The sequence below is a fragment of the Neisseria sp. P0014.S009 genome (assembly GCF_051958155.1).
GTDB classification, from domain to species: Bacteria; Pseudomonadota; Gammaproteobacteria; order Burkholderiales; family Neisseriaceae; genus Neisseria; species Neisseria flavescens_C.
This window is the reverse complement of record NZ_JBQCVS010000018.1, coordinates 1-23310: the sequence shown is the minus strand read 5'-3', so window position 1 is coordinate 23310 and position 23310 is coordinate 1. Positions and strand designations below refer to the sequence as shown.

Genomic DNA, 23310 nt, shown 5'->3' with positions numbered 1-23310 from the left:
ATCGATCCCTTTTTTCAGACGGCCTGATGATTTGATTTTATTTGTTTCTCCTGCCAAACGCTTCTCTGACCACATTCAACCAAGCCCTTAAGGCCGGCGTCGGGCGTTGGTGTTTTTTCCATGCCATGGTAAGCTGCCAGCGGATTTCGGGTTCGACCAAAGGAATGGCGGCAAAGACATCGGGATTGATTTTTCGGGCATAGTATTCGGGCAGTAGGGCAATGCCCATATTGTGCGCCACCATGTCGGCAACCAAATTCCATTGCCCGGTACGGCAAACAACGTTGGGTGTAAAACCTTGATTGCGGCAGGCCGTCTGAATGGTTTCGTTGAGGGAAAAGCCGGCACCGAACAGGATGAAGGGCTCGTGTTGCAGGCTTTTGAGCTTCAGCGCATCGTGTCTCGCCCGATTTTTCGGCATCAAGACCACCAGCGGATAGTCGCACAAAGTGATGCTGTCGAAGTCTTCGTGAACCGGCGCGAGCAGCTGCCCGGCATCGAGTTCGTTGTTGCGCAGGGATTGCTCGATGGCGAGTGAGCCTTGTTCCAAAAACGACAATTCGATGTCCGGCCATTTGTGGTGGAAATCAAACAAAGCCTGCCCGAGCAAATCGCTGCCAAACAAGGCCAAACCCAAACGCAGCGTCCCGCCTTTGACATGGCGGTAATCGTCAATGCGGGCCAGTAGCAAATCGCGTTCGTGTAGAAGGTTTAACGCGTGGCGATAGACTTCTTCACCGATTGCGGTCGGCTGTACCTGCCGCTTTTTGCGTCCGTTTTCTTTGCACAAAAGCGGTACGCCCAATTCTTCTTCCAAAGCCTGAATGATTTTGCTGACCGTCGGCTGCGTCAAATTCAACGCGGAAGCCGTGGCCGAAAAACTTTGCAGGCGGATGAGTTCGGCAAAACAATACAGGCTTTTGAAGTCCATTATTCCTCTAAGGCATGATTATTCGTTTAATAATTCATATTATGCAGAAATTAGGTTTCTATAATCAAGCCTTTCATTCAACACACACCCATATCATGGATTCCCTCACCAGATTTTTTCAGACGGCCTTGCAGCTTGCCATCATCGGCGCAGTATGGGGCGTCTCCGACCTTATCGTCCGCTTCACGCATCTGCCTATTTCTTCAGGCGTATTGGGCTTGTTCCTCATGCTTGCCCTTTTGGGGCTCGGCATTATCCGCCCGGGCATGGTTGACCGCGGCGCAAAATGGGCATTGGGCGAACTCGTCTTTTTCTTCATCCCTATTATGGTTTCCGTCTTGCAATATCAAGACCTGCTAATGTCCGAAGGTTGGCAGCTGATTTTGACCATCGCCGTCGGCACCGCGCTCGTGATGATCAGCACCGCCCTGACCCTCGATTTCTGCTACCGCTGGAAACGCCGCCTCTACAAAAAACTCCACTCCTAAAAATAGAGAATAAAAATGGACTACACCGCCCTCGCCTGCCTGATTTGGACCTGTTTCGCCTACATCGTTGCCAAAAAAATCCACCGCAAAAAACCCTTAATGATTTTCTCCCCCGTCGTTACCGTCTCCATCAGCACCATCCTCCTGCTGCTGGCATTCGGCATCAATTACGACACCTACCACAAATATACCCAAGGCATCGTCTTCCTGCTCACTCCGGTTACCGTTGCCTTTGCCGTCCCCATTTATGAAAACCGCGAAGTCATCCGCCGCCAACTGCCTATTTTGTCCATCGCCATTATGGTGGGCATGTTTGTCGGCGTAGTCAGCGCATTCCTCATGAGCCATATGTTCCACTTCAACAACGAAGTGACCAACAGCCTGATGGCGCGTTCCATCTCCACGCCGTTTGCCGTCGTCCTCGCCAGCGAAATCCACGGCTCCGCTTCGCTCGTTTCCCTGTTCACCATCATCACCGGCTTTGTCGGCATGATATTCGGCGACCTGTTTTTGGCCTTTACCCGCATCCGTTTCCACACCGCCAACGGCGTGGCATTCGGCAATGCCGCCCACGGCTTCGGCACATCGCGCGCCGGACAACGCCACGAAACCGAAGGCGTCATGGCGAGTCTGACCATGATTTTGGCCGGACTGTTTATGGTATTGTTTGGACCAACCATGGTGCATTTGGTAATTTGGATGATGAGTTAGGCTTCGTCCCGATGACCATACACAAAAAGGCCGTCTGAAACACATATCGGTTTCAGACGGCCTTTTATATTATGGAACGATTACAGTTTAAAAATAGAAGCCTCTGCTAAATCATGAATGGTATCCAACGCAGATGAACCTGTACCATTGCTTGAATAGGTCGCATTGCCTGAGGAAAGACCGGCAGAAGAATCAAGAGGATCAGCCTCACCAAACGCACGGCTCAAAAGCTCATCTCCACTAAAAGCCTTAGTTTCCAATATCGGCTTGGAGGCCGGCAGCGCAGGCTCGAAACCTTCCCATTCGCGCGGATCAAGGCGGATGATACGCCCATTATCGTCATGGCCATTATCAGACTCTATTCCTTTTGAAAAGAAGCCGTTCCACTCACGCGGATCAAGACGGAAAACATGCTCATTATGACCATGATCGGACTCTACTCCTTTTGAAAAAAAGCCGTTCCACTCGCGCGGATCGAGACGGAAGACATGCTCATTATGGCCATTATCCGACCCTATGCCTTTTGAAAAAAAGCCATTCCACTCGCGCGGATCGAGACCGAAAACAAAATCTTTAGAATCAATTTCTGTACCTGGTTGATATACTTTAGCCACGGAACTCTCCTTAAAAATAAACAGTTGCTATACCCAATGCCCCATCAGGTCGATGAGAGCCTTTATTCTAAAACAAAGAAAACAGCAGGTAGGGGCCAAAGGGAACAACGGTTCATTAAAACGACAATCGGACTAAAATCTTTTAAAAACAAATAGATATAATTTACACATCATAATCAATAATACATAATCAAATTTCCAGACTACCCCGCCAATCAGGGGAATCCTTCTTTCCCACTTTTCCCGTCATGTCGCAAAAAGACCGTCTGAAATTTAAGTTTCAGACGGCCCTTTCATTTGCCCAAGCCTTATTCTTTAGGCAGGCGCAGGACGGAGACGATGAATCCGCCCCAAATGACGATCAATGCGACAAGCATCATAATAATGGCTGAAGTACTCATTATTCGTCTCCTTCACGTTCGTGTTCATGTTCGTCTTTGACATTGAAGCCCTGACCGTGTTTCCACGGCAAGAATGACAGCAAGACCGACAATACGAGGATGGCGCCTACCATTCCCCAGCCGAAGATATTGAGGAAGCTGTCAGGATAGCCGCTGTAATTCTCTTTTAAGAGGCCGGCAGTATCCTGATAAAGCATATAGCCGAGCATGGCGACGGTAACCACCACGCTGGCTGTCCACACTTTGCCGACACGGATGGAAGACAGCGCGTTCAAGTGGTTACGCAGTTCCGGCAGCTTGTTCAACAAGACAATTGCCAAAACGTAAACAAAACCGGAAGCCACAATGCCATAAGTATTGATGAATTTGTCCAATACGTCCAACACAGGCAGGCCGGTGGTCGTACCGAACAGCAAGGTAGAAATAATCGCCATGGGAACGCCAGCAATCAGCGTTGCGCTGACACGGCCGATGTTCATTTTGTCTTGAATTGCGGCCACAATCACTTCAACGATGGAAATCATGGAAGTCACACCGGCAAACACCAGCGAGCCGAAGAACAACACGCCGATCAACGCGCCCATCGGCGCTTGGTTGATGATGGTCGGGAACGCGATAAACGCCAAACCGATACCGTTGGATGCCACTTCGCTGACTTCTTTGCCTGCGGCTTGAGCCATAAAGCCCAATGCTGCGAATACGCCGATACCGGCGAGCAACTCGAAGCTGCTGTTGGCAAAGCCGACAACCAAGCCTGTGCCGCCCAAGTCGGTTTTTTTCTTCAGGTAAGAAGAATAAGTAATCATGATGCCGAAGCAGATGGAGAGCGAGAAGAAGATCTGGCCATATGCGGCTACCCAGACTTTCGGATCCGCCAAGCGGCTCCAGTCAGGCGTAAACAAAGCGTCCAAACCTTTTGCCGCACCCGGCAGGGTCAGGGCGATGCCCACCATGATGACAAACATCACCACCAACAAAGGCATGAAGAATGTGGATGCACCGGCCACGCCTTTTTGCACGCCCAAAGCCATAATCGCCAGCGTAAACACCCACACGGCAATCAGCGGACCGGCCACTTTGCCGACAAAATCCAAGCCCAAGTCTTTGGCATCGGCCATTTGCAGGAAGTCTTTGAAGAAGAATGCCTGCGGATCCGCACCCCATGCCGAAGTCAAAGAATAATAGGCATAGCTTGCCGCCCAGCCGACAATCACGGCGTAGTAGATACAGATGATGACGTTGGTCAGGAAGTTCCACCAACCCATCGGCTCAAACAAACGGCCGAGGCGGCGGAAAGCCAAAGGAGGCGAACCGCGGTAACGGTGACCAATAGCGTAGTCGAGCAGCAACAGCGGAATACCTGCCGTCAACAGCGCAACCAAGTAAGGGAGGACGAAAGCACCGCCGCCGTTGTCGAAAGCGATGTAAGGGAATCGCCAAATGTTGCCTAAGCCCACGGCCGAGCCGATGGCAGCAAACATAAAGGCGCGGCGACTGCTAAACGTCGCGCGTTCGCTGGATTGAGAATTTGACACGATGAACCTCTTAAAAGTCGAGTGTCGCCAAGGCCGTTGAGCCTTGCGCGTATATATTTAGGAATCAGGCCGGACAAACCGGTCGGTTAAAATAGATATTCGGACAAGGATAATATCCGGTATTTAAAGAATGCACCGCTTATGGCCATGCAAACATAATCTGACCTTATCGTAAAAAAATTTAACACTGTTGGCAAGTCAGTATTGCATTAAAATCGCAAGGAAAATCTTCATGCACTACGACTAAAATCTTCATACACTTCTTTATATACAAGCCAAACGCAACACCCAAGCCCCGTTTTTCCCTCCCCTTCCCACTGACAACCGCCCTCGCCGCAAACCGCCTTTCCCTTATCCCGTAAGGAAAAGCGGCAACCCAACGCATTCAAATCCCCTGTCATCAAAATGTTTCAGACGGCCTGTTTTCCTTCCGTCCAATTCGGGCCGTCTGAAAATTTCACTGTTGCATGTTGTAATCAAGAAACCGTCCCAAAATTCCGTTTAATATAAACAAAAACAATCCGCCTTTTCCCGTTTTCTTCATTACCATGATTTAAAACGGACATAAAACACCAAAAAATGCAACTAATAAAAATAAAATTTCAAAAAATATTAAATAACATTAAATTTAAACCTGCATTTCTACTCTAATCATCTACAATTAAAAATAATCAAACCAAAAAATTTCAATAAAACATTAATTACACAGCACTACATTTTTGCTATAATTGCCGCCATTCAATCCACAACCCAAACCCAAAAGAAGAGGAAAAGCCATGGGTATCAAAGTTGCCATCAACGGTTACGGCCGCATCGGCCGCCAAGTAGTGCGCGCTATTTTTGACTACAAACTGCAAGACCAACTCGACATCGTTGCCATCAATGCCAGCGGCAGCATCGAGACCAATGCTCACCTGACCAAATTTGACACTGTTCACGGCCGCTTCAACTCTGAAGTTTCCCACGATGAGAAACACCTCATCATCGACGGTAAAAAAATCCCTTACTTCTCTACCCGCAACCCAGCCGAATTGCCATGGGGCGAATTGGGCGTTGACCTGGTAATGGAATGTACCGGCGCGTTCACCAGCAAAGAGAAAGCCAAAATCCACTTGGAAAGCGGCGCGAAAAAAGTGCTGATTTCCGCTCCTGGCGGCGATGACGTTGACGCAACCGTAGTTTACGGCGTAAACGACGACGTGATTACCGACGACATGACCGTTATCTCCAACGCGTCTTGTACCACCAACTGCCTGGCACCCGTGGCCAAAGTATTGAACGAAAACATCGGCATCGTAAACGGCGTGATGACCACCATCCACGCGCTGACCAACGACCAAACCGTAACCGACGTACGCCACAAAGACCTGCGCCGTGCGCGTAGCGGCGTGGAAAACATGATTCCGACCAAAACCGGTGCTGCAAAAGCCGTCGGTTTGGTATTGCCAGACCTGAAAGGCAAACTCGACGGCCTCGCCATCCGCGTACCGACCGTCAACGTTTCCCTGGTTGACCTGAGCTTCCAAGCAGGCCGCGACACTTCCGCCGAAGAAATCAACGCGCTGATGAAAGCCGCTTCCGAAGAAGGCCGTCTGAAAGGCGTATTGGCCTACAATACCCTGCCGCTGGTTTCCATGGACTTCAACCACACCACCCAAGCCAGCACATTCGACTCTACGCTGACCAAAGTAACCGAAGGCAAAATGGTTAAAGTGTTCGCATGGTACGACAACGAGTGGGGCTTCAGCTGCCAAATGCTGAATACCGCGCGCCGTATGTTCGGTTTGGAAGTACGTCCGTTCTAATCGGCTTCCAACACAAAGGCCGTCTGAAACATCTTTTCAGACGGCCTTTTGTATTTCCTTTAAAATATCGCATTCCCATTTCTTTTCAGACGGCCTCTTCATGTTTCCCAACGAATCCGCCCCCAATCTCCTGCAAGGCTTAAACCCCGAACAACTCTCCGCCGTAACCTGGCCGCCGCAATCCGCCCTCGTTTTGGCAGGCGCAGGCAGCGGCAAAACGCGCGTACTGACCACGCGCATCGCATGGCTTTTGCAAAGCGGACAAGCCAGCGTGCACAGCATTATGGCGGTAACGTTTACCAACAAAGCCGCCAAAGAAATGCAGACCCGTTTGGGCGCGATGATTCCCGTCAACGTCCGCGCCATGTGGCTCGGCACGTTCCACGGCCTCTGCCACCGCTTTTTGCGCCTGCACCACCGCGACGCCGGCCTGCCCTCTTCCTTCCAAATCCTCGACAGCGGCGATCAGCTTTCCCTGATCAAACGCCTGCTCAAAAGCCTCAACATCGCCGAAGAAATCATCGCGCCGCGTTCGCTGCAAGGCTTTATCAACGCGCAAAAAGAATCCGGTTTGCGCGCTTCCGTGTTGAGCGCGCCCGATCCGCACACACGCCGCATGATTGAGTGCTACGCCGAATACGACAAAATCTGCCAACGCGAAGGCGTGGTCGATTTTGCCGAACTCATGCTCCGCAGCTACGAAATGCTGCAAAACAACGAAATCCTGCGCCAGCACTACCAAAACCGCTTCAATCACATTTTGGTCGACGAGTTCCAAGACACCAACAAGCTGCAATACGCGTGGCTGAAACTGATTGCCGGCAACCACGCCGCCGTCTTTGCCGTCGGCGACGACGACCAAAGCATTTACCGATTCCGCGGCGCAAACGTCGGCAACATGACCGCGCTGATGGAAGAATTCCACATCGACGCGCCCGTCAAACTCGAACAAAACTACCGCTCCGTCGGCAACATCCTCGCCGCCGCCAACGCCGTCATCGAAAACAACGACGAACGCCTCGGCAAAAACCTGCGCACCGACGCTGAAGCAGGCGACAAAATCCGCTACTACTCCGCCTTTACCGACCTCGAAGAAGCCCAATTCATTGTGGACGAAACCAAAGCCCTCGAACGCGAAGGCTGGGATTTGGACGAAATTGCTGTCCTCTACCGCAGCAACGCCCAATCGCGCGTCATCGAACAAAACCTGTTCCGCAGCGGCATTCCCTACAAAATCTACGGCGGCCTGCGCTTTTACGAACGCCAAGAAATCAAACACGCCCTCGCCTACCTGCGCCTTGCCGTCAATCCCGACGACGACAACGCCCTCTTGCGTGTGATTAACTTCCCACCGCGCGGCATCGGCGCACGCACCATCGAAAACCTTCAGACGGCCTCAAACGAACAAGGCATCACCCTCTGGCAGGCAGCCTGCAATGCCAGCGCAAAAGCCACCAAAATCGCCGCCTTCGTCCGCCTGATTGAAGCCCTGCGCAACCAAGTCGGACAAATGCCCCTGTCCGAAATCATCGTCGGCATCCTCAAAGACAGCGGCCTGACCGAACACTACCGAACCCAAAAAGGCGACAACCAAGACCGCCTCGACAACCTCGACGAACTCGTCAACGCCGCCATCGAGTTCAAACCCGAAGACAGCAACTTTGAAACCCTGCCCGAAAACATTTCAGACGACCCCGCCTTCCCTATCCTCGCTTTCTTGAGCAACGCCGCCCTCGAATCCGGCGAAAACCAAGCAGGCGCAGGTGAAAAAGCCGTCCAACTGATGACCGTCCACGCCTCCAAAGGCTTGGAATTCAACGCCGTCTTCCTCACCGGCATGGAAGAAGGCCGCTTCCCCAGCGAAATGAGCCTTGCCGAACGCGGCGGCCTCGAAGAAGAACGCCGCCTCATGTACGTCGCCATCACCCGCGCCCGCAAACGCCTCTACATCACCATGGCACAGCAACGCATGCTTCACGGACAAACCCAATTCGGCATCGTCTCCCGCTTTGTCGAAGAAATCCCGCCCGAAGTATTGCACTACCTGTCCGTCAAAAAACCCGCCTACGACAGCTACAGCAACACGCGCCAAACCTCCATGTTCAAAGACAAAATCATCGACGACTACAAACAGCCCCAAACCTACGCAGGCTTCCGCATCGGCCAAAACGTCCGCCACGCCAAATTCGGCACCGGCGTCATCATCGATGCCGTAGACAAAGGCGAATCCGCCCGACTGACCATCAACTTCGGCAAACAGGGCGTGAAAGAACTGGATACCAAGTTTGCGAAATTGGAAGAGATGTAGAAACTAGAAGGCTTGGAATGATAAAGGCCGTCTGAAAACGTTTTAGCTCAAAATTGCTATCCGTTTTCAGACGGCCTTTGTTACATTCAAACCACTTTTAAATCATACCTTCATATTAAATAACAATCGCAAATCAAGGCATTTAGCTGCTGAAGGTATCTTTCTTCTTCGTCAAAACATATTGATAAACTTCTTCTACCGTAGCCTCGTCATAGCTTTTGCCAAAGCGTTTTTTGTAGCCCAGTTCATATAGTTTTACATGATGCCCTTCCGGGATTTCGACGCCCACATTTTCCAAACACGATTTGGCGCAATGCAGATGACAGCCGTCAATAACCAACATCGGCCGTCCGGACTGCGCTTTGCGCACCAACGGCGCGACTTTGCCGCCCACGCCGGAAATACACGACATTTCAAATTCTCCGGCATGGTCGAGCGCTACGGCAGTGTTGTTGGCCAGCTGCGCCACATCGGAGCATCCGGAACAAGAATAAATTAAGGGAAGCTCATTGCGGTTAGGCATTTTCTATTTCCTTCGGTAGCGGTTTTTATCTTTATATGTCCACCTATGGTCAGTCTGTCGGGCGCATCATGCGTGGTATGCAGACCCGTTTTCTTTTTTCAGACGGCCTACGGCTTATCCATTTATATAATATTAAAAGGCATCATAACTCAATACGATTAGACATTCTAGAACAAAGCAGATGCTACCTTCTAAAAAATAAAGGCCGTCTAAAAACAGATAATGCTGCTTTTTCAGACGGCCTTTTTATTTGAAGTTAATGATTAGGCTTTGTGTTCGCCATCATTCTCTTCTTTAGGCGGAACGGGGGCAAACCAGCCGACCAAAAGCAGCAACAGGCCGACGATGATGAAGGAGACGATGCGCGCGATACCGCCGCTGTTGGAAAGCTCGATCAGGAAGAGTTTGACGACCACGATGCCCATCAGCGTCGCGCCTGTCATCCAGTAGGAACGCTGTTTGCGGCGGTTGCCAAGTACCATCAAGATAATGGCGGTTACTGCCCAAACAACGGAGAGGCTGGCTTGCAGGCCGAAGGATTGGAGCATGATGTCAAGACGCCAAGTAATGCCGTCGTAGAAATGCCATACGCGCATCACGCCTGCGCTGATCAGCATAAATGCCAAGGCGGAAACTGTGGTTGCCGTGGTACGGCGAAGGTCGGGCGGCAAGGCGTCGGGCAGGGATTTCAGGGCAAACCAAAGCATACCGGCGCAGGCGAGTTCCAATGGGTTAAGCACGGGAATATACGGCAACGGCGAAGATTGGAACGGCGTGGAGAAGTTGGTCCACAGCATCCAACAAGCGGCGGCAAGGGCGCACAACGGCAAGGCGAAATGCTGATAAATGGTTTGATGCCGTCTGAAAAATTCACGTTGGCGCTGAGTATGGAAAACAATCCACATTGCTAAAGGCACAACCAGCCATGAGAGCTGCGACCAAACGCCGGAGAGAAGGCCGCCGACATACAGCGCGGTCCAAAGCGTCCAAAGTACGCCGAGTATCGTGATATTGAGTTTGTGCAACCAAATCAGATCATGGCGCGGATAGTTGTTCAGAATAATGAAGTTCAACACGGTAGCGGCGGCAAGCGGCAAGGCTGCGGCGGCTGTCCATGCGTGTTCGGTATGGTAGAAGACGAAATGCATGGCAAACACGGGCAGGAATGCCAAGTTTGCCTGCAACAGCTCTTCCCATTTCAAACGTTTTGCAAACAGCAGCAAGCCGGCAAATATCGGCCACATCCACAACTCGATAAACAGGGTTTCCTCGCCTGTCCATTGCATATAAAGGGCGTAGCTGCCTGTTGCCAACGCAGTAAGCAGGATGATCCAGCCTGAAACCTGCGCAAAGTAAACCTCGTTTCCTTCCGGTTTTTCGCTTGCAACCGGTACACGCGGATATTGCAGCGCGTAGGCAGCTGCAAAAAGCAAAGGCGTAGCGGCAATAAGGTACAGATGGCTCAGGAAGCCTTTGGATTCATAAATGATGCTGCTTTGCAGCAACAGGGCGAACAATACATTGCCCAAGACAAAAGTGATAAACACATTCGGCTCATGTTTGCGCCGGCAGAATGCCCACGCCGCTGCCAAAGCAGAGAGAGCGACAATGCTGCCTTGGTCGGCCAAGAAGAGCAAAGGCAAAATAGAGATGTACAGCAAGGCGGCAGACAACACGGCCGTCTGAACGGATTTTTCCCATTGCGCCGAACCTTCGCGACGCGAGAAATACCACAGCAAATAAATCGCCGCTCCGCCAAGCAACACCACAACCGTTGTAAACCACTGCCCTTCCAGAACGGTATCCGTACCGAAGCCCTGATAATTGCCCAATTGAATCAGTACCGCCAAGAGATAAACCATCAGCGCACCCAAACGGATATGCGGACGCTGTTGGCGCAAACCGAAGAAATAAACCAGTGCGGATTCGGCACTCCACAAAATGACCGTATTGCTCGGTTCAAAATAAAGCGGAACGGCAATCGTGAGGAACAATACCGCCAACGCAAAAAACGCCTGACGCAAAATATACAGCCCCTGCTGACGTTTCAGCAGCAGCGCGGCCAGTCCGTAAACCGCGGCAAAACCCAATGCAGAAAGCGCATCCGCAGACGGCCAATGCTCCACCATGCGGTATTGCAAGCCGAACGCCGCCGCCATCGTGCCAAACAATAAAGTATGGTCGAGGACATGAACGCGCAGGCCGTGTGTATAAATACTCTTGCCGATTTCTTCCAAAGTCGCATTGTCGGCAATCGGCGTAACGTTGTCTTCGCTGTTTTCCTTCAACTTACGGCGTGCGAACAGATACGCGATAAAGGTATAGAGCAGCCAGTGGTAAATCAGGAAAGGCTCGGTAGTGGCGAAATGTTGCGGCGTATAACTTCGCATGCCCCACAGCGCGGCAATGGCAAAAGTAGCGGCAAAACCCGTCAGGTTCAGCGGACGCCATGCCTTAAACCACGCAATCGCGGCCACACCACCATTGAGCAGGGCAAGATAAGAGAATAGCACCAAATAATTGCCGCTGCCGTCTGAAGTCAGCAAAGGCGCGGCCATACCGCCGATTAAAGCAACCTGCGCCATAATCTGCGCATTCTGCCTTACCGCCAGCCACGCCATCAGCACAACCATTGCTACCATCAGCCCGAACACGACCGACACAGGCAAAAGCGGATGCAGTTTCAACGCCGCCAACGCCGTCAAATACATCACCGCCACGCCGAAACCCTGCAACACCAAGCCATATTCACGCTTACGGCTTTGCAGCTTCCAGCCGCCGACCACCGCCGCCAAACCCGCACCCGCCACAGTCAGATAGCGCAGCTCCACCGGCACATGAACCCGCTCGGAGGCATAGCGCAACAAAAACGCCAAACCGAGGAACAACACCACAATACCCGTTTTCAACAGCGGATTGCCGCGCAAAAACCAAGCAACAATCGGATTATCGGAAAACTTGTACTCTCCGCCTTCCACCTTATCTTTATGGATAACGAATTGACGCGATGGCGCTTCTTCGCTTTCAGACGGCATCGAAGCAACAACAGCCTCTTCCTTAGGCAGCCCTGCTTGTTCAGCAGCAACCGGAGCAACCGCCTCGACAACTTCTTCCACAACAGGCTCAGACGAAGCAGCAGCCTTGGCAAAAACAGGATTAATAGGTATAGAAAAAGAAGGTGCAAACGCCTCTTCAATCTTCTGCTTAACAGGCGCAGCTTCCGCCTCAGGCTCAACCCGAACATGAAGCGGCTCAGAGGCCGTCTGAATATCGGCAACAGCCCGAGCCTCAAGCCCCTGCCCTACCTTCGCCTCATCACGGACAGCCTCATGCTCCAACACCGACAAACGCCGTTTCAGCAGCTCGATTTCCTGCTCCAGCTTTTGCATCCTGTCGCCTGCCGTAGCAGATTCAGCCAGACGCTCTTCTTGGCGTTGTTTGGCGATTGACCAAACAACCAGCCAAAACAACGACCCAATAATAACGCCCGTGGCCATCTCATCAGCAAAATAGCCGATAATAATAGGAATAAGCAGGCCAAAAAACTGCATGAAACACCTGTTTGATAACAATAAGAATATGCCGATTGTAACACCGGCAACATTATTCATGAAAAAAAGAGACAAAAGGCCGAGAATAAAAGCATACGGCAAATAGAATATAGAGAATCGGCATAGAAAAAGGCCGTCTGAAAATGTTTAAGGATTTTCAGACGGCCTCTGTCTGTTTCAGCAATCCAACGCAAATCATGAAAAGAAACGCATTGGGTCTTGTTTCAAACTACGGCTTACCTTCCCGATAATACCGCCGCACCTGCTTTTGCGACGCTTTCGTCTTCATCGACCGAACCGCCGCTCACGCCGACGCTGCCGACGATAACACCGTTTTTATCCACCAGCAGCACACCGCCGGGGAAAATCACCAAACCGTCGTTGGTCACCTCAATACCGTAAAGATCGCCGCCCGGCTGCGAAGCCTTGCCCAGATCGCGGGTGGACATATTGAAATAGCGCGCCGTTTTCGCCTTTTTCTGCGCAATATCAATACTGCCGATAAACGCATCGTCCATACGCGCAAACGCCTTCAAATTACCGCCCGCGTCCATGACCGCGATATTCATCGGCACCTTGATTTCACGCGCCTTTTTCATCGAAGCCTGCACCACCGCCTGCGCCTGAGCCGTCGTCAAATCGCCCGGCAGCGTTTTGGTCAAACCCGACGAAAACGCCGGCGCACCCAATGCCAAAGTACACAACAATGCAACTGATTTTATGCCGCGCATAACTGTCTCCTTGTATTGAATCAATGAAAGGTACTGCACTTTTGATTGTATGCCTGTCGGCGGGAAGAATAAAGGTCGTCTGAAAAACTCTGTAACAGGTTTTCAGACGGCCTCGGGTGTTTTTGGGGTTCAACAACCGCGTGCGTGCGTACCGCACACACCCTACACCCGATGCCCAGCTTCAGTAGGTCGGATTCTCGAATCCGACGGTTATTTGAGATGGCAGTGGCTCTTGTCGGATACAAGTATCCGACAAGAGCTGGCTAGTTTTAAGATGCAGGCTACAGCTCGCTGGCTTACGGATAGCTTTAAAAAACACATATTGCCCATATATCAGGTACAATACCCAATTTAATCTAGCATTTAAATAAAAAGGAGTATGCCATGACCGCAGTTTCTACGGCTAGACGTATTCTGGAAATGTACTGGGATTATAAGATTCCTGTGAACCTTGAACAAATTGCGAATGATTTGGGAGTTAGAGTTCGATATGCCCCTTACCTCGAAGGTGGAGAGGATATTTCAGGGCGTTTTGATTTAATTAACGGGCAAGCTATTTGTTCTATTCGTAGTACAGACTCTGAACAACGGCAAAGATTTACTCTTGCACATGAATTAGGGCATTTTGCTCTTAATCATGGTGGTGGATTCAGAGACAATGACTATTCATTTAAAGATGTTTATGATCCAAGAGAGGCTGCTGCTAATAGATTTGCAGCGGAACTGATTATGCCTGAAGTGGCTGTTAATCATCTTATACAAAAGGAAAATATTAAAGATATTTATGAATTAGCAAGATGGTTTAATGTATCAAAACCTGCGATAACTTACCGACTGAGAAATCTAGGTTGGCCTGTAGAAAATGATGATAATATTGGATACTAAAATTATATGAAAAATAATGAAAACAAAATTAAACACAGCAGCAAAGAAATTCCACGTAATGTTGAGATCTCTTCAGATTCATCATCAGATGATTCACTACTAGGTTTTGCTGATAAAGAGGGAGTTGGAGGTATCCCAAACACTAAATTTCAAGATCAAGTTAACAAAGCACTTCTAGATGCAGAAAGCCAGAGGAGAGAATTATTCGAACAGGTCATTTGGCTTGGAGTAATGGTCATCGTTGGCTTATATTTTATGCTTGCATTATGGATTTTTTGCAGTAATGAAAGTAAATCTAATAACTTATGGCATATAGCAATGATATTAGCATTACCTCCAACTACTATTTTGTTTTTATTAGTGAAGGTGTTATCAAAAACTGAGAATAGCGAACGAAATAAAGAGCAAGAAAATGGTCTTAACAATTTTCCAGCCACACAGTTTCTAAATCAATTATTAGATATACTAAAAACTTGGGTTAACAAAAAATATCCAAACTAGTATTTGTCCTAATTTGCTTTATTGGAAACTTATTAAGCTAACCTCCAAGGGAAATATTAAAAAAGATGGTATGAATTTATACCATCTTTAATTTTTTATCAATGTGCCTCTTCCCAATTCATCCCCACGCCTACTTCTGCCACCAGCGGCACGTTCAACATCTCCTCATCTACTTTCGCCATAATCTGCGGCAGTTTTTCTTTGACCAAATCCAGTTCGGCTTCGGGTACTTCCAACACCAATTCGTCATGCACCTGCATAATCAGTTTGGTTTTCAGGCCATCTGAATCCAGCCAGCGGGATACGTCTATCATGGCACGTTTGATGAGGTCGGACGCGGTGCCTTGCATGGGGGCGTTGATGGCGGCGCGTTCGGCTCCGGCGCGGGCGTTGGCGTTTTTGTTGCGGATGTCGGGCAGGTAGAGGCGGCGGCCGAACAGGGTTTCGACAAAGCCTTGGGCGGCGGCTTGTTCTTTGGTGCGCTGCATGTATTCGGCGACGCCGGGATAGCGGGCGAAGTAGCGGTCGATAAAGTTTTTGGCGGAGATGTTGTCGATGCCCAATGATTTGGCGAGGCCGTATTGGCCCATGCCGTAAATCAGGCCGAAGTTGATGGTTTTGGCGTAGCGGCGTTGTTCGGACGAGACGTTTTCGGGGGCAATACCGAACACTTCGGCGGCGGTGCGGCGGTGGACGTCTTCGCCGTTTTGGAACGCGGTAATCAGGGTTTTGTCGCCGGAGAGGTGCGCCATGATGCGCAGCTCAATTTGGGAATAGTCGGCGGAAACGATGACGCTGCCTTGCGGTGCGGTAAAGGCACGGCGCACGCGGCGGCCTTCTACGGTGCGGATGGGGATGTTTTGCAGGTTGGGGTTGTTGCTGGCGAGGCGGCCGGTAATGGCGACGGCTTGGGCGTAAGTGGTATGCACACGGCCGTCTTTGGGGGAAATCATTTCGGGCAGTTTGTCGGTGTAGGTGGATTTGAGTTTCGCCAGGCTGCGGTTTTGCAGGATGATTTTGGGCAGGGGGTAGTCGGGCGCAAGCTGTTCGAGCACGGCTTCGTTGGTGGAAATGCCGCCTTTGACGGTTTTTTTCAGGCCTTTGGTGGGGATGCCCATTTTGTCGAACAGGATCTCTTGCAGCTGTTTGGGCGAGTTGAGGTTGAACGGCTGGCCTGCGGCGGCGTAGGCTTCTTGTTCGAGCTTCATCAGCTCGGCGCCGAGTTCTGCGCTTTGGCGGGCGAGTTCGGCGCGGTCGATTTGCACGCCGTTGCGTTCCATTTCAAACAATACTTGCGCGACAGGCAGCTCCATTTTTTCATACATTTCAAGCTGTTTGGCGTCCATTTGCGCGCGCAGGTGCGCTTCGAGGCGCAGGGCGAAATCGGCGTCTTGGGCGGCGTATTCGGTCGCCTGTTCGATGGCGACATCGGCAAAACTAATTTGCTTCGCGCCTTTGCCGCACAGCGATTCGTAGGTAATGGTTTCCAAGCCGAGCCAGCGTTCGGACAATTCGTCCAAGCCGTGTCCAAGGTGGCTCTCGATGATATAGGAAGCGAGCATGGAATCGCCGGCAATGCCGTTCAGGGCGATGTTGTAGTTGGCGAAAACGTGTTGGTCGTATTTGAGGTTTTGCCCGATTTTTTTCAGGGCGGGGTTTTCCAAATGCGGTTTCAGACGGCCTAATACGTCTTGTAAATCAAGCTGTTCGGGTGCAGCGGTCAGGCTATGCCCTACGGGAATGTAAACCGCCTCCCCTGCTTGGAACGCAATGCTGATGCCGACCAGCGCGGCATTCATCGCGTCTAATGACGTGGTTTCCGTATCAATGCCGATTTTGTCCGCCTTCGCCAGTTTGTCCAACAAGGCGGCAAACTGCGCTTCGGTGGTAACGGCTTGATAATCCAGTTTTTCAGGGGCTGGGGCAAGTTCGGGTTGTTTTTCAGGCTGTGTTTCCATCGCCAATGCGGCTTGTTCGCCGATATGCTCACTGCCGAACAAATCAGTGTTTTGCGCTTCGTGCATACGGCTTTCCGCCTCTTTCAGCCAAGTACGGAAGCCCCAGCGTTTGAAATCGACAACCAGCTGCGCCCATTTAGGCGTAGTGCGGCGCAGGCTTTCAAGGCCGTCTGAAAGCTCGGTGTGCAAATCCAAATCGGTTTTAATCGTTACCAAATCATACGACAGCGGCAGTTGTTCCAAAGCGGCTTGCAGGTTTTCGCCGACCTTGCCTTTGACTTCGCCAGCGTGTTCCATCACACCAGCCAGCGAGCCGTAGGCTTCCAGCCACTTCACCGCGGTTTTCGGGCCGCATTTTTCCACACCTGGCACATTGTCCACCTTGTCGCCCATCAGCGCGAGATAATCGCGGATTTGGTCGGGGCGTACGCCGAATTTTTCCTTCACGCCTTCAATATCCAGCGTTTCGCCGCTCATCGTGTTCACCAGCGTCACGCGCTCATTCACCAACTGCGCCATGTCCTTATCGCCGGTGGATACCACCACGTTCCACCCTGCTTCGCTAGCCATCTTAGCCAAAGTGCCGATAACGTCGTCCGCTTCCACCTGCGGAATCACCAATACCGGCCAGCCCATCAGGCGCACCAAATCCGGCAAGGCTTCCGCCTGCGGGCGCAAATCGTCCGGCATCGGCGGACGCGTCGCCTTATAGTCGGGGAACATCTCGTGGCGAAAATTTTTGCCCTTCGCATCAAACACCACCGCGCAATAGTCGTGCACATAATCCGCCCGCAGTCGGCGCAGCATGTTCAACACGCCATACATCGCCCCAGTCGGCGCACCGTCGGGCGCAGACAAATTCTGCCCCATGGCATGATAGGCGCGGTAAAGATAAGAAGAGCCGTCAACGAGAAGGAGTGTAGGTTTGTTGGACATGGAGAACCTGCTGTGTGTATGAAAATAATGTACGGATTATAAAGGAAAAGGCCGTCCGAAAACCGAAAATCAAGTTTCAGACGGCCTGATGTTTACATAAATATACGGTTTCAGGTATTGCGCCTCAGAATCCCATCTTGTATATTTGTATTCAAATGAATACAAACCAAAGCAGACGAATATGAATGCAACGAACCGTATCCCAATTAGTGTGCGCATCACTCAGGAAGATGCTGATTTTATTGCTGAACTAAAAATCGAAGGTGCGAATACGCCGTCTGAAAAAATCCGCGAATTGCTCAAGTTAGCTCGCTTGGCGCATACGCAAACGCGCGATTACAGCTCCGCACTGACGGCGCAGGAGCAATTTTTCCAAGCGGCGAAACACGAAATCTTGCACGCTGAAAAACAGGCCGGAGTGCATTCGCATATCGTGGCGAGGTTGTTTGAACAACTGCCTGACTTAGGCGCAACACTCGCCGCCGACCTGCCCGAAGAAGCTGACCTCGACGATTTGAAAAAATACGAGCGCGAACTGATGTGGCGCATCGTCCGCCTCACCGACAGCATCTTGCAACTCGCCGTAACCGGCAAAGGTGCAGCATACGACGACAGCGTTCTGCAACAGCTTGAAAACACTTTGAAACTGGCGAAGATTGTGCAGCAGGCAAATGAAGTTTAAGACTGCCGCCATACCAAATGAAACAAACACATTTTAGTGAAAGGAAAATCCAAATGAGCGAAACCCTATCCCGCCGAGTAGGCCGTCTGGTAAGCGGCGGTTTTCATACCCTGATTGATGCGGCGGAAAACCTCGCGCCTGAAGCGGTCATGAACGAAAGTATCCGCGAAATTGAGCGCGCAGTAGATGAGGTGCGTGCTGAATTGGGCAAAGTGTTAGCTCAGAAACATCTTGCCGCCAAGAAAATGGCCGATGAAAGTAATCGCCACGAGGCCATCGATGCCAATCTGCAAGCCGCCGTAGATGCTGGTCGCGATGATCTTGCCGAAGCGGGTATCGCCGAACAGATGGACATCGAAGCGCGTCTGCCTGTTTTGGAAAACACCATTGCCGATTGTGCCGCACAAGAAAAAGAGCTCGAAGGCTTTATCGCCGCCCTGCAGGCGAAAAAACGCGAGATGCAGCAGCAGTTGCAAGACTGGCGTACCACACAGCAAAGCATGGGCACAGGCAAAACAGCCGGTGGCAACGGCAGCGACCTCAATCGCATTGCCCGTGATGCTGAAAAAAGCGGCAATGCCTTCGACCGTGTGATGGGTCGCCAAAACTCGGTACACAGCAGCACTGATGCGGCGCAGTTAGCCAAGCTGAAAGAACTGGAAGACTTAAGCCGCAACAACCGCATTGCCGAAAGATTGGCAGCATTGAAAGCAGGGAAATAAGATGAATTTTGTTAATAAGATTTATGAGCTTGCTGAGCAGATTGCTTACTACCATAAGATGTTGAATCACCATGCTGCATGGTTGCTGTTATCAACTATCGCGGTTTGGTCTCTTGGTGATAATCACCCCATACCCGCAATAGTTGCTGCTATTTTAATCATGGGATTCTATGTTGTTATCATTATGAATGACGTGAAGGCAAAATATGGAGACAAATTAATTGCAGATGGATGGAAAGTTTCTATTAAAAAAGCCATAAAATTGTTAAAAACCGAAATCTTGGAAAAATGTGACAACCAAGAGCAGCAAAAACTCTTAGATTTATTGGAGAAGAAATGCCTAACTCAAATACAGTTTAAAAACTTCTTCAAGCACCGTTTATTTTGGATTGCATATATCTTTTGGGTGTGGATGCTTTTAGATTTACTTATATTAAATAGATAAAATCCAAACAAACCCCACCAACATTAAAAATGTATTATTCCAAATACAACTCCAATAAAGAAAAAATTAAAAAGAATAAGGAAATGCAATATGTGGAATCTAATCAACGCCCCCGAAACTGAAATCTTCGGCATTGCCATTGCGCTGATGGTTTTGCTCGGTGTGTTTGAAGTCATTTCCATGCTGGCAGGCGGTATTAGCGACTGGTTGGACAACCTGTTGCCCGACAGCCTGACCGAAACTGCGCACGCCGAGGTCGGATTGGATGTGGCGGATGCAGGCATATTCGTGCGTTTCCTGAGCTGGCTGTATGTCGGACGTATTCCAGTGTTGATGTTGATGGTGGTGTTTCTTGCCGTATACGGATTGACGGGTTATCTGTTTCAGACGGCCTTTGCCACTGTATTCGGCAGTTATCTGAATGGCACGCTGGCAGCAGTCATTGTTTGGTTTATTTCCCTACCCTTGGTACGCGTGACGGCTAGCGGTTTGTACAAAATTATGCCGAAAGATGAAACCACTGCCGTTTTACAGGAAAGTTTAATCGGCCGCGTCGGCACGGTGGTATTGGGCGAAGCTCGGGTAGGCAATGCGGCGCAGGTGCGCGTGAAAGATGCTTACGGCCAACAGCATTATGTGATGGTAGAGCCTGACTCTGAAGATGTATTGAAACAAGGAGATGCGGTATTACTGGTGTCGTTGGACGGAAATACATTTAAAGCGATTTTGAATCCGAGCGGCAGCTTGGTAGATTAAGGCCGTCTGAAACCGCAATTTTTGCAGCATTACAGAAAATACGGATATTGACTGTCGTCATTCCCGCGTAGGTGGGAATCCAGTTCTCGGAATTCCAAGAAGATTTGAAAATGGCTGAACCTTTTAAGTTTCTGGATTCTCGTCTGCGCGAGAATGACGATGATATGTTTATATTCTTTATTTTAGAGCCTTAAATTTTTTGGCAATTTATTATTTTAAGAAGGAGTAATAAGAAATGCCTAGATGGATTATGGATAACTGGTTCAATATATCAGCTGTGCTTGTGGCAGTAATCAGTATGTTTGGATTACATAATTTAATGCGCAAATTTAATGGTTTGGAAAGACTTTCTAAAAGTCGAATTGAATATAGGCAGGCAAAAGAATTAATCCACCTGATTGAGCAAGCAGAACACCAAGATGCAAAACCTCATGCTTATTTAATTGAAAAAGGATACGGTGCAGTTTCCGGTACGAATAAATTGGATTCTGAGGAAATTATTTATTGCTTAGGGATGAAGTCTCCTAATCGAGCTTTAAGGTATTACACTTTGGGATTGAAATACTTGGAATATTCTGCAATAGTTGGGAAAGTATGTTTTAAAGAAAAATTCAATGATAGAAAGAGAAGGTTAAAAAATTATATATTGAATTATATTAGATATTTTATTTTGCAATAATAGCAGCAGTAATTTTATGGGTGCCTACCCAAGTTGATTTTAAAAATTCTTATTATTCTTTCATATTTTTAGCAATTATATCATTTCCTTTTATAGGGTTATCATTTATTTATTTGTCTGAAGCATCGAATTTGAGTTTTGCGGAAAAATTCATGAAACTTCAAGCCAAAACGTTTAAAGAATCAGAGTTTGAAACTTTAATAGCAAATGAACCTGAAACAAAAGAACCTGAACGAGAAAACTAAGAATTTTAACCCTTTCAGACGGCCTCTTTCCCTCAAAGCCTTCTGAATCCACCGCCCCAAAAGGCATATTAACAAGAAGAAAGGAAAAACCATGAATTTGGTCTCTATCGGCACTATCGCCGGCGTCATACTCGTCGCGCTGTTTGTACTCGGCCTCATCCTGACCCGTCTGTATCGCCGTGCCAGCAAAGAAGTTTCATTTGTCCGCACCGGTTTTGGTGGCGAAAAAGTCATTATGAACGGCGGTGCGATGGTGCTGCCCGTATTGCACGAAATTATCCCCGTCAACATGAATACACTGCGCCTTGAAGTACGCCGCGCTGCCCAACAAGCGCTGATTACCCGCGACCGTATGCGCGTTGACGTGATGGCGGAATTTTACGTCCGCGTTAAACCCAGCGCCGAGAGCATTGCGACCGCTGCACAAACGCTGGGTATGAAAACCATGTCTCCCGATGAGTTGAAAGACCTCGTTGAAGGTAAATTCGTTGACGCCCTGCGCGCCGTTGCCGCCGAAATGGCGATGGAAGAACTGCATGAAAAACGTGTTGATTTCGTTCAGAAAGTACAACAGGTCGTGAGTGAAGACTTATTCAAAAACGGTCTCGAACTCGAAACCGTTTCCCTGACCGGCCTCGACCAAACCAGCTTTGAGTTCTTTAACCCGCAAAACGCCTTTGACGCGGAAGGTTTGACCAAACTGACCGAAACCATCGAAGGCCGCCGCAAAAAACGTAACGAAATCGAACAAGATACCGACTTGGCAATCAAAACCAAAAACCTCGAAGCCGAGCAGCAACGCCTGAAAATCTCGCGCGAAGAAGAATACGCCAAACTCGAACAAGAACGTGAGATTGCCGTACGCCGCGCCGAACAAGAGGCCAGCATTGCCGAACAAGAATCTCAGAAAAAACGTGAAGCGGAAGAAGCAAAAATTGCCGCTGAACGCGAAGTGGATTTGAAACGCATTGCCGCCGAACGCGACATTAAAAACGAAGACATTAGAAAAGCCCAAGCCGTTGAGCAGGCCGAGGTTGAACGCCGCAAAGCCATCGAATTGGCCGAGCAAGACCGCGCCATCGCCGTTGCCGAAAAATCGCGTGCTGAATCCGAAGCCAAAGCCGAAGCCGACAAAGCCCGCGCCGCCGCCGTTCGCGAAGAAGAGAGTGTGATTACCGTACGCGAAACCGAACGCGCCGAGCGTGCCAAAGCGGTTGAATTGATTGCCGCCGAAGAAGCTGCGCAAAAAGATGCGATTTCGCTCACTGTTGCCGCTGAAGCTGAAAAACAAGCTGCACAAGACCGCGCTGAAGCCGTGCGTATCGCCGCCGAAGCCGAAGCCGAGAAACAACGCCTTCAAGCCAAAGGTGAAGCCGATGCCAAGATTCTGTTGGCGCAAGCGCAAGAGCAACAATACAAGGTTGATGCAGAAGGTACACGCGCTGTGAACGAAGCTGCCAACGTCCTGAGCGTTGAACAGGTTGAAATGCAAGTCCGCCTTGCCCTCTTAAAACACCTGCCTGACATCATCCGCGAATCCGTCCGCCCAATGGAAAAAATCGAAGACATCAAAATCTTGCAAGTCAATGGTCTGGGTGGCTTTGCCGGTGGTGCAAACGGTGCGGAAGGTGTTTCAGACGGCCAAACCACACAAGCCAGCCTTGCAGACCAAATGGTCAACAGCGCCCTGCGCTACCGCAGCCAAGCCCCATTGGTTGACGGTCTCTTGAAAGAGTTGGGATTGAATGGTGGCGATATCAACGGTCTGACCCAAGGACTGGATAAAACCATCGACCAATCATAAACGAATGCCGTAATAATGATTTAAAGGCCGAGACCTTTGCAAAATTCCCCAAAATCCCCTAAATTCCCACCAAGACATTTAGGGGATTTTCCATGAGCA

General features: G+C 49.9%; 21 protein-coding genes. 13 read left to right on the top strand and 8 right to left on the bottom strand.

Annotated elements, in window-relative coordinates; genetic code table 11:
* Positions 1 to 37 precede the first annotated feature (37 nt).
* Complete coding sequence (locus tag ACTHS4_RS10545) at positions 38 to 931, bottom strand: LysR family transcriptional regulator (protein WP_440365910.1); 894 nt, start codon at positions 929 to 931, stop codon at positions 38 to 40.
* Between the two features lie 14 nt (positions 932 to 945).
* Here ACTHS4_RS10545 and ACTHS4_RS10540 point away from each other — a divergent pair, with 14 nt between their 5' ends.
* A complete protein-coding gene (locus ACTHS4_RS10540) occupies positions 946 to 1419 on the top strand; it encodes a CidA/LrgA family protein (protein ID WP_150536948.1) in 474 nt (157 codons plus the stop codon).
* A 15-nt stretch (positions 1420 to 1434) separates the two neighbouring features.
* Positions 1435 to 2130: an LrgB family protein gene (locus tag ACTHS4_RS10535; protein WP_440365909.1), complete on the top strand. Its 696-nt coding sequence runs from the start codon at positions 1435 to 1437 to the stop codon at positions 2128 to 2130.
* A gap of 80 nt (positions 2131 to 2210) precedes the next feature.
* Here ACTHS4_RS10535 and ACTHS4_RS10530 read toward each other — a convergent pair whose 3' ends face one another.
* The 3 genes from ACTHS4_RS10530 to ACTHS4_RS10520 all read right to left on the bottom strand — a co-directional run bounded on the left by ACTHS4_RS10530 (position 2211) and on the right by ACTHS4_RS10520 (position 4680).
* Positions 2211 to 2744 (bottom strand): hypothetical protein, encoded by a 534-nt coding sequence (locus ACTHS4_RS10530; protein WP_440365908.1) that lies wholly within the window; start codon positions 2742 to 2744, stop codon positions 2211 to 2213.
* Positions 2745 to 3052: 308 nt separating this feature from the next.
* Positions 3053 to 3145 carry a methionine/alanine import family NSS transporter small subunit gene (locus ACTHS4_RS10525; RefSeq protein WP_036472778.1) on the bottom strand — a complete coding sequence of 31 codons (93 nt, stop codon included), beginning with the start codon at positions 3143 to 3145 and terminating at the stop codon, positions 3053 to 3055.
* Positions 3145 to 4680, bottom strand: coding sequence for a sodium-dependent transporter (locus tag ACTHS4_RS10520; RefSeq protein ID WP_440365907.1), 1536 nt, complete (start codon positions 4678 to 4680; stop codon positions 3145 to 3147). The genes ACTHS4_RS10525 and ACTHS4_RS10520 overlap by 1 nt, the downstream gene beginning before the upstream one ends.
* A gap of 776 nt (positions 4681 to 5456) precedes the next feature.
* Here ACTHS4_RS10520 and gap point away from each other — a divergent pair.
* Both gap and uvrD read left to right on the top strand, forming a co-directional pair.
* A complete protein-coding gene (gene gap / locus ACTHS4_RS10515) occupies positions 5457 to 6485 on the top strand; it encodes a type I glyceraldehyde-3-phosphate dehydrogenase (protein ID WP_440365906.1) in 1029 nt (342 codons plus the stop codon).
* A gap of 100 nt (positions 6486 to 6585) precedes the next feature.
* Entirely contained in the window at positions 6586 to 8793 is a 2208-nt protein-coding gene (gene uvrD / locus ACTHS4_RS10510) for a DNA helicase II (protein WP_440365905.1), read from the top strand.
* 142 nt (positions 8794 to 8935) lie between these two features.
* On the opposite strand, the gene ACTHS4_RS10505 is transcribed toward uvrD, so the two are convergent.
* The 3 genes from ACTHS4_RS10505 to ACTHS4_RS10495 all read right to left on the bottom strand — a co-directional run bounded on the left by ACTHS4_RS10505 (position 8936) and on the right by ACTHS4_RS10495 (position 13598).
* The gene (locus tag ACTHS4_RS10505) at positions 8936 to 9316 is read right to left on the bottom strand and encodes a putative zinc-binding protein (RefSeq protein WP_036493928.1); all 381 of its coding nucleotides are present in this window, start codon (positions 9314 to 9316) and stop codon (positions 8936 to 8938) included.
* A gap of 263 nt (positions 9317 to 9579) precedes the next feature.
* Positions 9580 to 12867: a DUF2339 domain-containing protein gene (locus ACTHS4_RS10500; RefSeq protein WP_141761471.1), complete on the bottom strand. Its 3288-nt coding sequence runs from the start codon at positions 12865 to 12867 to the stop codon at positions 9580 to 9582.
* 236 nt (positions 12868 to 13103) lie between these two features.
* Positions 13104 to 13598 (bottom strand): GlcG/HbpS family heme-binding protein, encoded by a 495-nt coding sequence (locus ACTHS4_RS10495; RefSeq protein WP_070826401.1) that lies wholly within the window; start codon positions 13596 to 13598, stop codon positions 13104 to 13106.
* 384 nt (positions 13599 to 13982) lie between these two features.
* Between ACTHS4_RS10495 and ACTHS4_RS10490 the strand changes: the two genes are divergently transcribed.
* Together ACTHS4_RS10490 and ACTHS4_RS10485 are read left to right on the top strand one after the other, a co-directional pair.
* Complete coding sequence (locus ACTHS4_RS10490) at positions 13983 to 14483, top strand: ImmA/IrrE family metallo-endopeptidase (RefSeq protein ID WP_070826402.1); 501 nt, start codon at positions 13983 to 13985, stop codon at positions 14481 to 14483.
* 6 nt (positions 14484 to 14489) lie between these two features.
* Positions 14490 to 14984 carry a hypothetical protein gene (locus tag ACTHS4_RS10485; RefSeq protein WP_070826403.1) on the top strand — a complete coding sequence of 165 codons (495 nt, stop codon included), beginning with the start codon at positions 14490 to 14492 and terminating at the stop codon, positions 14982 to 14984.
* Between the two features lie 98 nt (positions 14985 to 15082).
* On the opposite strand, the gene polA is transcribed toward ACTHS4_RS10485, so the two are convergent.
* On the bottom strand, positions 15083 to 17878 hold the full coding sequence (polA, locus tag ACTHS4_RS10480; protein ID WP_070826404.1) for a DNA polymerase I: 2796 nt from the start codon (positions 17876 to 17878) through the stop codon (positions 15083 to 15085).
* Positions 17879 to 18059: 181 nt separating this feature from the next.
* Here polA and ACTHS4_RS10475 point away from each other — a divergent pair, with 181 nt between their 5' ends.
* The 7 genes from ACTHS4_RS10475 (at position 18060) to ACTHS4_RS10445 (ending at position 23211) form a co-directional block, all read left to right on the top strand.
* Complete coding sequence (locus ACTHS4_RS10475; protein WP_004518995.1) at positions 18060 to 18560, top strand: hypothetical protein; 501 nt, start codon at positions 18060 to 18062, stop codon at positions 18558 to 18560.
* A 53-nt stretch (positions 18561 to 18613) separates the two neighbouring features.
* On the top strand, positions 18614 to 19282 hold the full coding sequence (locus ACTHS4_RS10470; protein WP_070826405.1) for a PspA/IM30 family protein: 669 nt from the start codon (positions 18614 to 18616) through the stop codon (positions 19280 to 19282).
* A 1-nt stretch (position 19283) separates the two neighbouring features.
* Entirely contained in the window at positions 19284 to 19727 is a 444-nt protein-coding gene (locus ACTHS4_RS10465; RefSeq protein WP_070826406.1) for a hypothetical protein, read from the top strand.
* Positions 19728 to 19817: 90 nt separating this feature from the next.
* The gene (locus ACTHS4_RS10460; RefSeq protein WP_070826407.1) at positions 19818 to 20483 is read left to right on the top strand and encodes a YqiJ family protein; all 666 of its coding nucleotides are present in this window, start codon (positions 19818 to 19820) and stop codon (positions 20481 to 20483) included.
* Between the two features lie 235 nt (positions 20484 to 20718).
* Positions 20719 to 21162, top strand: coding sequence for a hypothetical protein (locus ACTHS4_RS10455; RefSeq protein WP_070826408.1), 444 nt, complete (start codon positions 20719 to 20721; stop codon positions 21160 to 21162).
* Positions 21163 to 21182: 20 nt separating this feature from the next.
* Complete coding sequence (locus ACTHS4_RS10450; protein ID WP_168167209.1) at positions 21183 to 21407, top strand: hypothetical protein; 225 nt, start codon at positions 21183 to 21185, stop codon at positions 21405 to 21407.
* A 91-nt stretch (positions 21408 to 21498) separates the two neighbouring features.
* Positions 21499 to 23211 carry a flotillin family protein gene (locus ACTHS4_RS10445; RefSeq protein ID WP_070826409.1) on the top strand — a complete coding sequence of 571 codons (1713 nt, stop codon included), beginning with the start codon at positions 21499 to 21501 and terminating at the stop codon, positions 23209 to 23211.
* Positions 23212 to 23310: the final 99 nt, after the last annotated feature.

Excerpts from the sequence above, each read along its gene's own strand:
- ACTHS4_RS10470 (WP_070826405.1), top strand. The coding sequence starts at position 18,614 with ATGAGCGAAACCCTATCCCGCCGAGTAGGCCGTCTGGTAAGCGGCGGT.
- ACTHS4_RS10500 (WP_141761471.1), bottom strand. The coding sequence starts at position 12,867 with ATGCAGTTTTTTGGCCTGCTTATTCCTATTATTATCGGCTATTTTGCT.
- ACTHS4_RS10525 (WP_036472778.1), bottom strand. The coding sequence starts at position 3,145 with ATGAGTACTTCAGCCATTATTATGATGCTTGTCGCATTGATCGTCATT.
- ACTHS4_RS10475 (WP_004518995.1), top strand. The coding sequence starts at position 18,060 with ATGAATGCAACGAACCGTATCCCAATTAGTGTGCGCATCACTCAGGAA.
- ACTHS4_RS10485 (WP_070826403.1), top strand. The coding sequence starts at position 14,490 with ATGAAAAATAATGAAAACAAAATTAAACACAGCAGCAAAGAAATTCCA.
- uvrD (WP_440365905.1), top strand. The coding sequence starts at position 6,586 with ATGTTTCCCAACGAATCCGCCCCCAATCTCCTGCAAGGCTTAAACCCC.
- ACTHS4_RS10495 (WP_070826401.1), bottom strand. The coding sequence starts at position 13,598 with ATGCGCGGCATAAAATCAGTTGCATTGTTGTGTACTTTGGCATTGGGT.
- ACTHS4_RS10545 (WP_440365910.1), bottom strand. The coding sequence starts at position 931 with ATGGACTTCAAAAGCCTGTATTGTTTTGCCGAACTCATCCGCCTGCAA.
- ACTHS4_RS10505 (WP_036493928.1), bottom strand. The coding sequence starts at position 9,316 with ATGCCTAACCGCAATGAGCTTCCCTTAATTTATTCTTGTTCCGGATGC.
- ACTHS4_RS10540 (WP_150536948.1), top strand. The coding sequence starts at position 946 with ATGATTATTCGTTTAATAATTCATATTATGCAGAAATTAGGTTTCTAT.
- ACTHS4_RS10535 (WP_440365909.1), top strand. The coding sequence starts at position 1,435 with ATGGACTACACCGCCCTCGCCTGCCTGATTTGGACCTGTTTCGCCTAC.
- ACTHS4_RS10455 (WP_070826408.1), top strand. The coding sequence starts at position 20,719 with ATGCCTAGATGGATTATGGATAACTGGTTCAATATATCAGCTGTGCTT.
- ACTHS4_RS10490 (WP_070826402.1), top strand. The coding sequence starts at position 13,983 with ATGACCGCAGTTTCTACGGCTAGACGTATTCTGGAAATGTACTGGGAT.
- ACTHS4_RS10445 (WP_070826409.1), top strand. The coding sequence starts at position 21,499 with ATGAATTTGGTCTCTATCGGCACTATCGCCGGCGTCATACTCGTCGCG.
- gap (WP_440365906.1), top strand. The coding sequence starts at position 5,457 with ATGGGTATCAAAGTTGCCATCAACGGTTACGGCCGCATCGGCCGCCAA.
- ACTHS4_RS10465 (WP_070826406.1), top strand. The coding sequence starts at position 19,284 with ATGAATTTTGTTAATAAGATTTATGAGCTTGCTGAGCAGATTGCTTAC.
- polA (WP_070826404.1), bottom strand. The coding sequence starts at position 17,878 with ATGTCCAACAAACCTACACTCCTTCTCGTTGACGGCTCTTCTTATCTT.
- ACTHS4_RS10460 (WP_070826407.1), top strand. The coding sequence starts at position 19,818 with ATGTGGAATCTAATCAACGCCCCCGAAACTGAAATCTTCGGCATTGCC.